The sequence below is a fragment of the Lacticaseibacillus sp. 30 genome, from assembly GCF_053819265.1.
Genome location: NZ_JBSOQX010000004.1, coordinates 24,909 through 40,838, shown reverse-complemented (window position 1 = coordinate 40,838; position 15,930 = coordinate 24,909). Strand labels below are relative to the sequence as shown.

Below are 15,930 nucleotides of genomic sequence, written 5' to 3'. Positions count from 1 at the left end.
TGGTCTGGTAAACGTGGTTAGAGGAGGAAGATTCATGAAACGCACAATCGTATTGGCGTCACATCATCGGCTCGCTGAAGGGTTGAAAGACACATTGAATTTCATTAGTGGCGGCGGTCAAGACATCGTGACGCTGGCAGCGTATTTGGACAATCAGCCGGTTGAAAAGCAAGTCGATGAGGTTATGACTGCTTTCCCAGCTGATCGTGATGTTGTGGTATTGACGGATATGACGGCAGGGAGCGTTAATCAAAAGTTCTTCAAATATCGCACACGTCCGCATACACATATCATCAGCGGCATGAATCTGCCACTTGCACTTGGCGTTGCGATGGAACCGGCTGATCAGTATATTAGCGATGCTCGAATTGATGCGCTGATTCAAGAGGCCAAAGATGCAATCGTCAATGTCAACGAGATTCAAGTTGAGGAAGATGACGATGATGAATGAAATACCATGGTGGAAAAAAAGCGTTGTCTATCAGGTTTATCCGAAAAGCTTCAATGATAGTAACGGTGATGGCGTTGGAGACTTAAATGGTATCACTGAAAAATTGGATTATTTAGCCGATTTGGGCGTAGATGTGCTCTGGCTGAATCCGATTTACCGATCACCACAGGTTGATAACGGCTACGATATTTCGAATTATCGCGATGTTGAACCACAATTAGGGACAATGGCCGATTTTGAACACTTGTTGCAGGCAGCACATGATCGACATCTAAAGATTATCTTGGACTTGGTTGTGAATCACACGTCTGATCAACATCCGTGGTTCAAAGCCGCCAAATCATCAGTGAGCGATCCGCATCACGATTACTACATCTGGAAGAAGCCAGTTGACGATCATGAGCCTAATAATTGGGGCTCAAGCTTTGGCGGTTCAGCTTGGGAATACAAAAAAGATCTGGGCGAGTATTACCTGCATCTTTTTGCCAAGCAACAACCGGATCTCAACTGGGAAAATCCTAAGGTACGCCAAGAAGTTTATGATCTCATGCGCTTTTGGCTAGATAAGGGAGTTGATGGCTTCCGGATGGATGTCATATCACTGATTTCTAAAGATCCGGCTTATCCAGATGGCCCGCTCATTCAAGGCAAGGCATACGGTAGTTATTATGCCGGAGCGGCAAATGGCCCAAAGGTTCATGATTACCTGCAGGAAATGCACGAGCAAGTGTTGTCGCACTACAATATCATGACGGTTGGCGAGACGCCCCATACAACGGCACAGCAGGCGCAATTATACACGGCGGCAGATCGTCACGAGTTGGATATGGTTTTTCATTTTGACCATATGCATCTTGACTATGGCCAATATGGCAAGTTCTCGACAAATCGATTTAAATTAGTTGATCTCAAAGAAGTCTTGGCACGTTGGGAGAACACATTAGCGCAAGTCGATGGCTGGAACAGCCTTTACTGGAGCAACCACGATCAGCCGCGGCCTGTGACACGATTTGGAGATGAAGGCCAGTATCGAATTCGATCAGCCAAAATGCTGGGTACGGTGTTGCACATGTTGCAAGGAACCCCCTATATTTTTGAAGGCGAAGAACTCGGTCTGAAGAATGTTCATTTTGATCAATTAAGCGATTATAACGATCTTGAGACCAAGAACATTTTCAAAGAACTCACCCAACAGCATCATGAAAGTCCTGAGGCGGCCATGAAGGCCATTTATCTGCATTCGCGCGATAATGCTCGTACGCCGATGCCTTGGGATGGCAGTGAAAAAGGTGGTTTCACCACCGGACAACCATGGCTGGGACTAAATCCAGATCACAAGCAGATTAACGCGGCTAAGGATCTGGCAGATAGTGACGGTGTTTACCACTATTATCAACACCTGATTAAATTACGACATGAAGAGCCATTGATTACCACTGGTGTATTTGAACTACTTGCCCCTGATGATCCGAACTTGTTTATTTACCTGCGCAAAGGGGAACATGAGATTTTGCTGGTGGCAGGTAACTTCTCAAGTGAGGAACGCACATGGTCAGTGCCAGATGACTTGCAAGCTAAGGATGTGGATGTGTTGATTCGGAATAGTGAAATTTCCGATTCACTAAAGAAAACACTGACATTACCACCATTTGGCGCAGTGGTGTACAAGCTTCAATAGCAATACGAGTGAGTTCGAATTCACGAAAAATGCTCATCTTCTAGTTTGGCTTAGAAGATGAGCATTTTTGTGTTATATCGTGTCTTTGCCAGAAAAATTCCATCAATAGATTTTGTTACTGGAGTGTTTTTGACTTAAGCTGTTTTATTGAAGCAGCATTAAGTTCTAGAACGCAAGCTTGTTTATCGTTTCATCTTATCCATATCCGCCAACGGGCTATTGTACAACTTAGCATAGAACCCACCAGCCGCTAGCAGTTGCTCATGGGTACCAGATTCGATGAGTTTGCCTTGGTCAATAACGAGGATTTTGCTTGCATTGCGAATCGTGGATAGGCGGTGCGCGATCACGAAGCTGGTGCGCTGTTGCATGAGGCGGTTCATGGCATGCTGGACATCAGTTTCGGTGTTGGAGTCGATGGAGGCGGTCGCTTCATCAAGAACGAGAACGGGTGCTTGGGCTGCGAAGGCGCGGGCAATGCTGAGGAGCTGCCGCTGGCCTTGCGAGAGGCGGCTAGCGTTTTCGCTAAGCATAGTGTCGTAACCGTCTGGCAGTTGGTTAATGAAGCCGTCAGCATTTGCGGCTTTGGCGGCAGTTTCGACTTCGGCGTCAGTGGCGTCTGGCCGACCCATGCGAATATTTTCGCGAATGGTTGCGGTAAAAAGGAACGATTCTTGCTGAACAACTGTGACGAGCCGCCGCAAACTAGCAAAGGTAATTTGGGTGACATCGTGATCATCAAGGGTAATGCTGCCGCTGGTGAGTGGGTATAGATCGGTGAGCAGGTTCATAATGGTTGTTTTCCCTGCACCAGTCGGACCGACAATGGCGACGACTTCCCCTTGATGAGCAGTGAAACTAATATCGTGTAGCACCTCGGTTTTACCGTCATAGGCGAAGGAGACGTGATCGAACTTAACATTGCCCGCTGTGTGATCTAACTCGACGGCATTCGCGGCATCTTTTTCAGGCTCAGCATCGACGACTTGGAAAACGCGTTCGGCCGAGGCTAAGGAAAGTTGCAAGGTGTTGATGAGGTTCAGAATGTTGTTGATCGGCCCAGTAAAGTTGCGCAGATAGATCAGGAAGGTGAAAATGACACCGACTGTGATACTGGTCCCACCGCGAAGAATGGCAAGCGCACCGGCAAATGTGATCAGCAAGTAGGCAAAATTATTGGTCATATTGTTGAAGGGACCGATGACCCCAGAGAAAAGTTGTGCGCGATAGGCTGCGGCAGTGTAGCGGGCATTGGTTTCATTGAAACGGTCAATGGTATCCTGTTGATGATCGAAAAGCTGGACCAACTGTTTACCAGAAACATTTTCTTCAATTTGGGTGTTCAAGCTGCCCAATTCTTGTTGCTGAATCGTGAAGGCTTTTTGGGTGATGCGTGCTGCGGTTCGCGAGTAAAAGAAAGTCGCGACAGACGCCAGAACGACAATGCCGGTTAGTAGCGGGCTGAGTAGTAACATGGCAATACCCATACCGACAACACTGATAATGCCGGTATAAAGCTGTACAAAAGTTTGCATCAGTGCGGTGTTGATGTTGTCGACATCGTTGGTCAATCGGCTCATGATATCGCCGTTATCATGCGTATCAAAATACCGCATCGGTAAACGCTGCATTTTGGCAAACAGGTCGTGCCTAATCGCAGCACTAGTGCGTTGTGCGACTTTGGTGGTGATACTTGTTTGAAAATACGTGAAGATACTGCTCAAAAAATACATTCCAGCCAACAAACCGCTGACAATGAACAATTCGCGCAGACGGCCTTTGGTGATAAACTGGTCGACCACGATCCCATTGACCCGGTTGCCAACAATGGTGGCCAACGTTGTGAATAATGTGAGGCCAAAAACGATCAGCAGCTTGCGGCGATCCGTATCGAGATAGCCCCAAATCCTTCGCACGGTTTGTTTCCAATCAACTAAGGTGACTTTTTCGGGGTGCAAATTACGTGGCCCGCGTCTGCCGTTGAGATTAATCAATGTAGTCACCTCCCAGTTGGGTTTGAACCAGTTGCGCGTAAAATGGCGAACTTTTGACCAACTCGTATGCGTTCCGCGAGCCGTAATTTGCCCGTTTTGCATGACGATGATTTGATCACAGTCCATGATGTTCGGGACGCGTTGCGAAATGATGATGGTTGTACGGTTGCGGCGAGCCTTAACCAAGGCATCTTGAATCTCAGTGTTGGTTTCCTGATCCACAGCACTGGTAGCGTCATCCATGACCAGAATATCAGGATCGGGGATGATGGCGCGGGCAAGATTCAGACGTTGCCGTTGACCGCCAGAAAAGTTTTTCCCAGCTTCTTCGACGGGGGTATCATAATTAGTCCCGACAAACTCAGTTGCCCTAGCGATAGCAACGCCGCTGGCTAATTGTGTCGGCGTGGCTTGCGGCGCGCCATAACTCAGATTATGCGCGACAGTGCCAGAAAAAAGCAGTGAGTCCTGTAAGGCGACCGTGATTTTTTTGTGTAAAGCCGGTAAGGTGATTTGTTGGATATCGGTGCCACCGACCGTGATATTGCCTTGATAATGCTCATAAAGTCGGGTTAATAAGGCGATCAGCGTGGTTTTGCCAGAACCAGTGGAGCCGATAATGCCCAGCCACTGACCGCTTGGAACGGTGAGATTGATGTCATCAAGGATCGGTCGACTTTGCGAAAAACCAAAGTTCACGTGCTCAAACTGGATGGTGCTACCAGCTGGGGCAGGTAATGTCCCACTGGCCTCAGTACCTGCTTCTTCGGCCAAAACGGCGTTGACGCGTGCACTAGAAGTAATTGCCCGTGAAAAGGTCGTGATGAGGTTAACGGTATTGGTCATCGCCGTCGTAATTTGAATCATGTAATTGACGAACGCCATGATTTCGCCAGTGGTGATGGTGCGGCTGATGGCTAGATTGCCGCCATAAGCCAGTGCAGCAACGACTGCCAGATTAAGTACCAGCATGATCAGTGGCGCCAAAGTGACCGTTGCCAAAACGGCGCGTTGACTAATCGTCTGCAGGTTGCGATTTTCAGTGTTGAATTGAGTCAGTTGGTGGTCTTCCAGTACGTACGCCTTGATCGTTTTGGCGCCAGTCAAGTTTTCACTCATAATCCGGTTCATGACGTCAACTTGTCCTTGCATAGCCGTGTAAAGTGGCAGCGAACGTCGAACGATGACGTAGATATAGATGGCAAGAATGGGTAAGGCAATCAAAATGATCCATGACAGCCGTGGTGATACGATAATCGACATGACAATGCCGCCGAACAGCAGCATAGGCGAGCGAACGAGTCCGCGCGTCAGCATGCTTACCAGCGTCTGCATTTGCGTAACATCGTTTGTGATGCGGGTGATGAGTGTTTCGGGTTTGAGTGCTTGGGGATCGCGATCGGCCAGTGAAATAGCCAGCAGATGAGTCCGCAGGTTTTGGCCCATTTTCAAGGCTGCATAGGAGGAGAAGGCGTTACAGATAGCACCTAAAGCGAACGCAGCAATAGCAATCACTGCCATGAGAATAGCGGTATGCCAAACATAAGTCATATCTTTCTTAGCCAATCCCACGTCCACGATGCTAGCCATCAAGGTCGGTTGTTGCAGGTCAAGCAATGCTTCGCCCATGATCGCTAACGGCGCGAGAAAAAAACTTACCCGTGCCCAGCCGTGCATATGGTCGAACAAAATTTTCAGCATGTCAGTTGCCTCCGTTTTGGTTATTGAGCTCATTCTACGGCTGGATTGAAAAAGATGCATGTGATCAGCTTGTTGAATGGGTAGACAAACGATGCTTCGGTGCTTTTTGAAGATGAAGAAGTTTCCAGAGAAGTTGGAGGTTGAAGTAGGTAGATAGACATAAATAAGCCGCCACGGAAAGCTTGTACAGCTCCGTGACGGCTTATCTTTAAACTGGGTTGCTGCTTGCTCGGCTCGTGACGACTTAGTTCAATAAACGAGCTGCCGTTAAGTAGCATTGTTGAACCATAGCGCTTGCTCCCACCAGCAACGCTTTTGGTACGCTCAAATGCTATCATGTCTTGCTGATATGAATCAACGGATTAGTATGTTTCATATGAGTGTCTCTTTTTAATATATAACAAATGGTATATATGGCGTGAGCTAATAGCGACTGATAGACTGGAAACGACAATGCTACGCGACGGTGGCTCTTTCTTAAGAAGGAGGTGGTGGCTATGGTTTTAGAACTGTAGAGATCACAAAATTCTTTGAAAGGAGGAGCACGATGTCGATCTATGAAGCTTTGAGCCTTATGATCATGTTCGGGTTGTTTATTCTCGGACTGATTACCTTGGTTCTGAAGCTGAATGATCGGTGATACCAAAAAGCCGTCACGAGCTAGCTGGGTAGGCTTATCGTGACGGCTTAATTTTACTATAGGCCACCGGTTAAGCAGCATTGTTGAATCATGGAGTCGCTGGTTCCCGCCAGCGGCTCTTTTTCGTTACATATATATTAAACCATGACAAGGCCTTTGTAACAATCTGTCAACACCATGTTTTGCAAAAAGATTTTCTTACACTTGATTGATAAAGGCGTGGTGGCTTGAAAACAGTCCCTAATCATGGATAAAAGATTATCAACAGTTGCCCAAATACAAGGTGTAAGCAGATTGTTACAGCTCAACTGACGCAGCTTTCTACGTTATTCAATAATCTTAGACTTCCGCGTGATATGGTGCATTTTCTCGATCCACGGGCGAATTGGTTCTTTTAGGAAAAACCCCAGAAGGAAGAAGGCAACGCCGAATGCCACGAGGATGAAGAGATCTTGCCACAGATTTGGCCAGTAGATCCCGCCAACGGTTTCGCGCAGCAAGTTGACGGCATAGGTGAATGGCAGCCATGGGTTAATGGCTTGGAAGAACTTACCTGAGAGTACAACGGGGAAGTTGCCACCTGCGCCGGAGATGGATAGGACTAAAATAATGATTCCCAGGCCCTTACCGATATTGCCGAACAGGGAAATTAACATGTATAGAATTGAGACAAAGACTAGGCTTAGCAACATCGCAAACAGCAAATACAGCGGCTTGTCGACAACGTACGTCCCGATTAGGAAGAGGTTACCGAGTGCGGCGATGAGGCCTTGCAGCATTCCCAGTCCTGCAAACGTTAACCAGCGAGCGGTGTACATCTGTTTGACGGTCGCATGAGCCAACGATTCCGGCAGCTGATATTCGGTAATGAGAATGGCGCCGAGCAGCAAGGCACCGACCCAAATACATAAGGCCAAATAAAATGGGGCACTTTGCGAGCCATAGGTTGGGATATGATAGAAACTCGTTTGCTTGAGCTCTACCGGTTTAGCTAAAAAGCCGGCTTCTTTCGTGGCATCACGTCTCAGCAGTTTGATCAACTGCGACAGATCAACGGATTTCTCGCCTTTTTTGATTGCGGTTGCGCCTTTTTGAATGGCATCTTTCAATGTTGGCCAGTCATCTTTGATTAAGGTTTGTGCATCATCCAGCCCGCTTTGTAGTTGCGGCATTTTTTCGTTGGCTAAAGCGAGCGTTGATGTCAGGTCGCTTTCCACACCGGGTAGATCTTGATTGATAAAATTTGTTGCCTTGGTCAATTTCGTTTTAAGACTTGGGAAGTCATTTTGATATAAGTCAGCGACTGTCGTGATACCACTGGTGATCAAGTTCATATGACCGTTCAGCAGCGTATTGGCATCAGTGAGTTCCTGCTTCAAGGCTGGTAACTGTTTTTGGGTTTTAACCAAAAAAGTGTTGGCTTGTGTCAGTAAGTCCTTTGTTCCGCTGAGTAAACTCGGTAGTTCCGGCAATACTTGATCGTTGATTTTAGTCAGCGTTGTGGCAGCATCAGCAAGCGCAGCCTTGAAAGCGTTCAGTACTTGCTTCACACTCGTGCCGAGATCCAGATCCTTGAGTGTATTGGCATCACTTGCAAATTTCTGAGCGACATCATTGAGTGTCGCCAAACGACTTTGTAACTCATTGGTACTTAAATTTGGCACGTCTTTGGCGAGATCGCTGGCGGCCGTCTGAACAGCAGTAGCGGTAGTCGCAACATCACGCAGTCGCGTAATGGCACCGGCCAACGGTTGATCGTCCTTACCGGTCAGCTTGTTAAGACTGGTTTGCAGGCGGGTTAATGTATCGGCCAGACTGGTGGCATTGGCTGCCACTTTGCCTTGGCGATCAGATAAAGCGGTTAATCGGGCCACCATTGCCTGTTTGATAGCGGCGGTATCACTGCTAGTGTCCAACTGCTGCAACTGATTTTGCAAGGTAGTTAAGTCAGCACTTAAACTAGTATTCGCGGCGGCTATCAATGTCAGACCAGCATCGACCGCATTTTGAACCACATCAAGTGCTATGCTGACTTTGGGCAAGACTTCATCTTTGGTCGTGCCAATCGCTGCCTGGGCGTTTTTGCCAAAGTCGGTCAGAGCAGGCAAAGTGCCGTCAACTTGATTGACGACGGTAATGCCCTGACTGGTGACCGCCACGGCCTTCGTAACCGCTGATTCTAGTTGGCCAAAGTTGGTGGTCACTGTATTAAGCTGCGCACCGGCTTGTTGCACTTCAGGCAACTTGCTGCGAACATCGACCGCCAACTGACCGGCATCGGCTACCATTGGTAAATACCCGTTGGCTGCCGTTAATTTTTGGGCCATTTGATTGACTTCAGGCAAGTAGGTGGCCATTTCGTTGGCGGCCGCCAGTTTTTCTCGGATGGCCGGCATTTTACTCTGCAAAACCCCGACTTCCGCGATGTATTTTTCAATTGTCGGTAATTGATCGTTTGTATTGGTTACCAGACTTGCAAAGCGCCGAATCATCGGCAGATTGTCATCCAGCTTAATGCCTGCCTGATTGAAGACAGTCACCAAGGTTTTGGCAACGGTTGACACAAATTCGTCTGAAATGGTGTTTTGCAGCGTGGACGCCCCGCTTGCAGTAATTTTAGGGGCGATGGCATTAATTTTTTCATTCACGTAATAATCTAGCTTTGGTTTGTGAATCTTACCATCGACAAAACTAAGCAAGTCCGTTGAGAAATCTTTGGGAACAACGACACCTGCGTAATATTTGCCGCTTTTGACACCTTCCTGAACCGCCTTTTTGGAGTCCACAAAACGCCAGCCGAGTTGCTTGTTATGCTTTAGTTGGGTGACCAGCTCATCGCCAATGGCAATTTTTTTGTCACGGAATTCGGTTGATTTATCCGCTGAATACACGGCAACAGTAAGATCTTGGGTATTGCTGTAAGGATCCCATAGCGCCCAGACATTGAACCAACAGTAGAGACTGGGGATCACAACCAGCGCCAAAATGAGTAAGAAAGCGAATGGGCTTTTAACAATTCGCTTCCAGTCCAGTGCAACTAATTTTCCTATGTTTCGCATTGTGCTCCTCCAGTGATTTTCAAATTTGTATTTGTAGATTATAACATGCGAATATTGAAAAGTTTTTTAATGCCTAAGTTGTTCCCCAATCATCTTTTCAAACCTTTGTCTTGACATTCACAAGCGCGGGCCGTATAGTCCTTCCAACAAGACTTTAGGTGTTACTCAGCACAACTTTCAAAGTGAGCTGAATGACATTTATAAAAACAACACTTTGAGAAGAAGAGTAACCTTGGCGCAGACGCTGTAGAAAGCCCGGTTGATGGAAAAGGGTCATCTGCAAGAAGGTGAAGATGAGCTTCGAATAGTTATTCGTGCGGTTAACGCTCACGAGTCGGTTACGGCCGTTATGCTGTCAGGTATCAACAGGTACTGGAGACGATGTATCAACATCGTGAATAAGGGTGGTAACGCGACACTGTCGCCCCTTGACTACAACAAAAGTAGTTAAGGGGCGTTTTTTTGTGGCAGCGCAAGGTTATCTAAAATAAATCAAAGTTGTTTAACGAGATGGTTTTGATAGTTTGCTGGTGGAAATGTTTGGAGGAGGATCTCTTATGAGTCGTTGGAAAAAAGCTATCTTCACAGGGATTGCATTGGTTTCATTATTAACACTAATAGCGTGTGGCAAAGCAACTAGTAGCAATAGCAGTCATACTAGTTCAAAAAGTGAGTCAATCATCATCGGCAGTAGTGGCTCGGATTATCAAATTTGGCAACATATTGCTAAATCACCGCAGGCCAAGAAGGCTGGTCTGAGGATTAAAGTCAAGCAAGTTTCAGATGGCAACGTCACTAACTCAGCTACTGCCGAGGGACAATTGGATGTTAATGCATTCCAGTCATATGCTTACTTTCAGCAATATAACAAATTAAATCCGAGCGAAAAATTAGCAGCATTAGGCACAACCTACCTGGAACCAATGGGACTGTATTCTAAAAAATATAAACAGCTGCGAGAGATTCCAGATGGTGCAACGATTGGCATCTCAAACGACCCTGCTAATGCGACACGCGGGTTACTTTTGCTAGCAACGGCCAAGCTTGTCACCCTTAAGTCTGACTTCAATGCTTTAAGTACCGTGAAGGACATTCAAGCCAATCCGAAGCACTTAAAGTTTAAAGAGGTCGACCCATCGGTGCAAATGCTGCCCGATTTGGACGCAGAACTGATTTCGAATACGCGGGCACTTGATGGTGGGCTGAATGTTTTGAAAGATTCATTGGTGCATGAGAAGTTGAACCAAACGACGCGCGCCAACGTCAATATATTAGTGACCGCAGTGAAAAATGAAAAAAAGGAAGAATTTAAAAAGTTAGTGCCGCTTTACCATGACCCTACGATTCAGAGTTGGATTAAAAAGACTTTTTCTGGCACGAAACTTGATGTGAATAAGCCGATCAGTTATCTCCAACAAAAATAATAATAACGAGATCGCTGTGAAACCAGTACTTATGGGGCTGTAGAGCAGCTTTTTGTTGAAGGGGATCGAGCCATTAAGCAATTCGGGTTATAATGACAGTAATCGGAAAAATTGAGCTTTAAACACTGACATTTATTTTCGAAAGGGGTCGTTGCTATGTGTTCTTCAATGACAATTAAATCGCTACAAGGTGATATTTTCTGGGGCCGAACCATGGATTACAACACCAGTTTCTTTCATGAATCACCAGTCGGCGGGGTTCCTGGTAAAATTGTCAGTTTGCCAGCAAACAAGACATTACCAACACAAAGTGTCAAATGGACCACAAAGTATGCAGCGGTTGGCGTCGGTATTGATCAAAGTACGGCACTTTTCGACGGCGTCAATAGCGAAGGCTTGGCTGGCGACTTGCAGGTTTTGGTAGAGTGCAGCTGGGCGAGTGCGGATTCTTTGAAACAGCGTGGGCTGAAAGCTATTAAAGGCGAGGAGTTTGTGACCTTGGCCTTGACGACATGCAAAAATGTTGACGAAGTACGCGCTTTGGCGGGTGAGTATGGCCTGCTGGATGAACCTTATGAGTTTGGCGGCCAAGGGGTGAAAATCCCATTACATTACACATTTGTTGATCCATCAGGTAAAGGGATTGTTGTCGAACCAACCGATCACGGCGCCTTTAAGCTGTATGATAGTATCGGCGCCATGACGAATAGTCCTGAATACGGGTGGCATGAAACCAATTTGCGCAATTATGTCAGTCTGAATGACAATAACTATCCTAAGGGATCCGAGTTAGGCGACTACCATATTGAGCCGATTGAGTTAGGCACAGGCTACGGGATGTTCGGTTTGCCAGGCGATTACACATCACCATCGCGGTTCCTGCGGGCAATGTTTGTTTCGCGTAATCTTGATCCCTTCAACAGCAAAGATGGCATTCGCGTGTTATACAATGCTTTCAAGACTGTCTTGATTCCGCAGTGGCTAGGTCGCGACCCACAACATCAGGTTTTAACGGATTACACGCAATACTGGTCTGGCTATGATCTGACGAAAAAGACGATTTTCGTGCAAGATTCAGACACATTGACAATGACAACGAAAACACTTGATCCGACTATTACTGACGTCACTTATGAAGATTTGGCTAAAACTGAACAGTTCAATCAACTGTAGACTGACATCATTGATATGAAAAAAGGCAACACTGAACGAGAGACCAATCATTGGTTTTGGGGTTCAGTGTTGTCTTTTTGATTTGTCATCTAACGAGCCGGAGTGGTGACTTGGTATCGTTATTTGTCGTGTTTGTGCTTTTGCCACCCAGCGATCGGAACAACTCGATTATTCGTTGTCGTTTCTGTTGGGTTACTAGTAGGTTGTTGGGGTGCTGGTTTGGCGGCAACAAGTTCTTGAACGCGACTTTCGGCAGCTGTAGCAAGTGCCTGTCGCTGGGTTGGTGTCCAGAGGTGGGAGGTTGTTGTAGATCGAATGAAAATAGCGACCATTTGTCCAATGACTGCGCGCTGATCAGGACCAATGGTTTTTTTGTCATATAGTAGCATGGACATGGCAGCCTTAATGTCCTGAGCGGTCCAATTCTTTGGATCGTGGCCGAACAAACTCTGAATCGTGTGGGCAAGGAACAACGTGGTGGCACCAAAGAGTTCCTGATTCTGAACTGGCTTAGGAACCTGCAGCCACGTTTTGGATTCTAAAAAGTTCATCGTCAATTGAAATAATTCAGCCATATTTTCGGAATCAAAGTCAACGTCATTATCGGGGTCACTGAAGGCATCATCAACACCAGGAAGATCAAAATCATCATTGCCGAATGGTGATGTGAGGGCCTCCTCTTCCGTCAAACCGAGCAGATAGGTGGCAGTGACGAACACGTTCATCAAGGCATCAACAAATTCAAGGATAGTCAATTTAATCTCATTTGTTGCAATCAACCAGAGCATAAATGTTTTTAACAGTTCCGCCGCGATCGCTAACGACTCGCTGCGATCCAATGCATCATCATGATAAGTCTGTAAGGTCTCCTGCAAACCAGCTGCAACGTGTTCAGTATCAAGCGCTTGAATGGTTGAACGAAGGTTATCAAAGGCATGCACGAAAAAGGTGACGAGGATTAATCGAATTTCATCTGGTGGCACTTGGCTAAAGCCGGGAACTGTCAGCAGGTGTTGATAACTTGTGCTTTTCTGGAAATTTTCCCAGTATTTATCGATTTCGCGACTGGCATGGCGTCGCAGTTTTAATTCGTAGTCCATGATCTGCCTCCATTAAAATTGGTTGGATTCACTAAGAACAGTTTAACAGTAACAAGCTTGAACTGATAGCTGTTAGCATTATTTTTAGTGCACAAAAAGGAAAAGCGTTGCCCGTGCACGGACAACGCTTTTGATATTGAACGTTATTATTCAAACATTTTTTTCGTGGCACGCATCAATGTCTTGATGTCTTTATCATACCGCGGTGTTTTAACTAAATGACTCATTGGAATGCCGGTGAAATGATAAGCGGCAATCTCACCTGAACGAACAGCACTTTGCTCAGTGAAGACCATTTGGAATGGTTGTTCAGCGAATTCACCGGTAAAGGCAAGGTTTGTTGAATGTGCTGGAATCACATCTGGCCGATCAACCTTGGCGCGATTGTTGAAGAGTGCCGAAGCATATGGCATATAAACAGGGATGTTGTTGATGATGCTTGCCATAATCTCATCTTGATGATCACGAATATTACCAGGACCGGGATCAACTTTAGCAAGCTGACCAATCAATTCAAAGGCCATCTCTTTACCCGTCATTTCGATATACGGCTTGTTGACAAATTCACCGTAGCGCCGTGGATAAAGGAAGTAGCCCCACAAGACGGTCTCGTTTGGTTTCTGGGTGGTAAAGTGCGGCTGATGATGTACCACGATTGACATCATGACATCTTTTTGCCCAAGTGCCGTGATTGGTTGGGTTGACATGAACGAATTCAGGGCGTTACCAGGGACTTGCGTTGTAATACGTTCGATTTCGTTAAGCAACAAATGATCTTTGGTCGTCAAGGTGAAGCTGACCCACTCGCTGGCTGACCGATCCGCAAAGAACTTATCAGGATTACCAAGGTTATAAAAATGCTCAGTCGCTTGTTTCCACAGACTTGCGGCAGCACCGTAGTCCATGTTTTCGACTGCTGCATGATCAAAGTCACCTTGAGTTGCGGAGTCGGTGATCGATCCATTCGTGAAGAAAACGGCGGTATCATCATCAACGGTAACATGTTCTTCGTCATCAGTCTCTGTGTTCAGAATGGTCAGGCCGGTGACGGTGATTTCATCAGTCATGGCCGTGTCTTTAAATTCAAACGCGGTGACACGCCGGTTCAAAATGATCTTGCAGCCTTGCTCCTTCAGGTAATTAATCAGTGGCAGCATAATGCTTTCAAATTGATTATAGCGGGTCCGGTTAACCCCGACTAAATGCTCAATTTGAGTAAATTCATAAATCATCATGTGCATGTACCGCCGCAATTCCTGCGCAGAACTTTGTGTGCGGAAGGCAAAGGTGGTTTCCCACATATACCAGAAATTGGTTTGGAACATGTGCGGATCATTCTTGAAGTAGTCGGCGATGCTAACATTGTCGAGCTTTTCTTCTTCGGAATCAGGCATCATGATTAACTTCGTCAGCAAAAGGCGATCCGTGTTATTCAGGCCCAAGTGTCCTGCTTGGATGATGCCAATACCGCCTTCCATCAACCGAGCTTTATCAAACGTCCGATGTTGGGCATCGAATTGGCGCGTGTCTTCTTCAGCTGTGAGTCCCGGTTCCGTTGCCGATGGAATCCGACTAAGCAAATCCATCAAATCGACATACGTCCGGTAATTCAACATCCGACCGCCCCGAGCAACATAGCCCTTCGTGTTTTCCATGGGATGATTTTTGTTCCAATATTCATCCACAGTATCGACTGTTGGGGCACCATCATTTGAACCATGGTCATCCAGTGAATAGAAGGTGATTTGATCACCTTGCCAATGAGCTTCCTGAATGAGATAAACAGCTGCAGCCATATTGGCCAGCCCTGCACCGATCATGATCGCCTTATGCTTGATCATTTTCCCGCCTCCTAGCGACTTTCGAACTTATTGTATGCGTCAGCGTCATCTTTAAACAGCTCCATTTTGTTTGCAAAGTAGCATGCGGTGCCGCCAGCAACCAGCGCAACGCCTAGCGCTGTCAATAAGAATTTCTTCATCTAAAAACGCTTCCTTTCTGATGTCACCTATATTATAGGCACAAGTAAAAGAAGCGTCTTTAGTCAAATTGTGATGTTTGTTCGAAAATTAACTTTTATTGTGGGCCAAGTGACCGCTTGCGGACAATGAAAGCAATCGACCCGTTTAACATCAAATCAGCCCGCTTGATCAGATTGCGTTCCGGTTCTTTCAAGGACTGCGCTAACCACAGCAGCACTTGCCCTACGATGGCTGCACCATAAAAGTTGCAGATATCGGCAACGGTTTGGGCTGGTGTTGCTGGGTCAATGTCCAAAACGACTGGTTTCACCATGTCGGTGGCTGCCTGAAATAAGAATTCTTCCAGCATGTCACGGCCAACTGAATGAAACGCATTCAGACAAAAGATCTGATTAGCCACGATATAGTCAAGCACCAGCTGATACTTTGTTTCCCATGTGGCCGCGCCTAAGTCCTGCATCACTTTACGGCCAATGTCAGCCTCTAAGGTCCATTTCAGTAAGGCATAGATGTCATCAAAATGGTAATAAAACGTGTTGCGGTTGACATGTGCAGCTGCGCTTAACTCGGCAATCGTGATGCGATCTAATGGTTTGTGCTGCATTTGTACTTTGAGAACCTTGGCAAGATGCGCCTTAGTTTGATCAGATGTGGACATATGCAATCTCTCCTGTAGCCATGGTCAACATTTTTGGCATGAAAAACCGCTTGTCAGTTGTTCAAGCCGA

General features: G+C 46.5%; 12 protein-coding genes. 6 read left to right on the top strand and 6 right to left on the bottom strand.

Features of this window, described 5'->3' with window-relative positions:
* Positions 1-34 precede the first annotated feature (34 nt).
* Both ACWPAB_RS03775 and ACWPAB_RS03770 read left to right on the top strand, forming a co-directional pair.
* Positions 35-451, top strand: a complete 417-nt coding sequence (locus tag ACWPAB_RS03775) for a PTS sugar transporter subunit IIA (protein WP_003563393.1) — start codon at positions 35-37, stop codon at positions 449-451.
* Positions 444-2,129: a glycoside hydrolase family 13 protein gene (locus tag ACWPAB_RS03770; protein WP_016363091.1), complete on the top strand. Its 1,686-nt coding sequence runs from the start codon at positions 444-446 to the stop codon at positions 2,127-2,129. Before ACWPAB_RS03775 ends, ACWPAB_RS03770 begins: the two co-directional genes overlap by 8 nt.
* A gap of 182 nt (positions 2,130-2,311) precedes the next feature.
* On the opposite strand, the gene ACWPAB_RS03765 is transcribed toward ACWPAB_RS03770, so the two are convergent.
* Positions 2,312-5,824, bottom strand: a complete 3,513-nt coding sequence (locus ACWPAB_RS03765) for an ABC transporter ATP-binding protein (RefSeq protein WP_016381804.1) — start codon at positions 5,822-5,824, stop codon at positions 2,312-2,314.
* A 547-nt stretch (positions 5,825-6,371) separates the two neighbouring features.
* On the opposite strand from ACWPAB_RS03765, the gene ACWPAB_RS03760 reads away from it, so the two are divergent.
* Positions 6,372-6,464, top strand: a complete 93-nt coding sequence (locus tag ACWPAB_RS03760) for a putative holin-like toxin (protein WP_011674107.1) — start codon at positions 6,372-6,374, stop codon at positions 6,462-6,464.
* A gap of 326 nt (positions 6,465-6,790) precedes the next feature.
* Here the strand turns inward: ACWPAB_RS03760 and ACWPAB_RS03755 are convergent, their stop codons facing one another.
* Positions 6,791-9,523, bottom strand: a complete 2,733-nt coding sequence (locus tag ACWPAB_RS03755) for a YhgE/Pip domain-containing protein (RefSeq protein WP_003577728.1) — start codon at positions 9,521-9,523, stop codon at positions 6,791-6,793.
* Between the two features lie 262 nt (positions 9,524-9,785).
* Between ACWPAB_RS03755 and ACWPAB_RS03750 the strand changes: the two genes are divergently transcribed.
* From ACWPAB_RS03750 to ACWPAB_RS03740, 3 genes are all read left to right on the top strand, one after another.
* Entirely contained in the window at positions 9,786-9,974 is a 189-nt protein-coding gene (locus tag ACWPAB_RS03750) for a hypothetical protein (protein ID WP_003659803.1), read from the top strand.
* A gap of 106 nt (positions 9,975-10,080) precedes the next feature.
* Entirely contained in the window at positions 10,081-10,947 is an 867-nt protein-coding gene (locus ACWPAB_RS03745; protein WP_003577730.1) for a MetQ/NlpA family ABC transporter substrate-binding protein, read from the top strand.
* A 156-nt stretch (positions 10,948-11,103) separates the two neighbouring features.
* A complete protein-coding gene (locus tag ACWPAB_RS03740) occupies positions 11,104-12,120 on the top strand; it encodes a linear amide C-N hydrolase (RefSeq protein ID WP_016381803.1) in 1,017 nt (338 codons plus the stop codon).
* Between the two features lie 119 nt (positions 12,121-12,239).
* Here ACWPAB_RS03740 and ACWPAB_RS03735 read toward each other — a convergent pair whose 3' ends face one another.
* The 4 genes from ACWPAB_RS03735 to ACWPAB_RS03720 form a co-directional block, all read right to left on the bottom strand.
* Positions 12,240-13,220: a hypothetical protein gene (locus ACWPAB_RS03735; protein ID WP_003577792.1), complete on the bottom strand. Its 981-nt coding sequence runs from the start codon at positions 13,218-13,220 to the stop codon at positions 12,240-12,242.
* Between the two features lie 146 nt (positions 13,221-13,366).
* On the bottom strand, positions 13,367-15,061 hold the full coding sequence (locus ACWPAB_RS03730; RefSeq protein WP_003577794.1) for an oleate hydratase: 1,695 nt from the start codon (positions 15,059-15,061) through the stop codon (positions 13,367-13,369).
* Between the two features lie 11 nt (positions 15,062-15,072).
* Positions 15,073-15,201, bottom strand: a complete 129-nt coding sequence (locus ACWPAB_RS03725) for a hypothetical protein (RefSeq protein WP_003563412.1) — start codon at positions 15,199-15,201, stop codon at positions 15,073-15,075.
* Between the two features lie 95 nt (positions 15,202-15,296).
* Complete coding sequence (locus ACWPAB_RS03720) at positions 15,297-15,860, bottom strand: TetR/AcrR family transcriptional regulator C-terminal domain-containing protein (RefSeq protein ID WP_016367325.1); 564 nt, start codon at positions 15,858-15,860, stop codon at positions 15,297-15,299.
* Between the last annotated feature and the right edge of the window lie 70 nt (positions 15,861-15,930).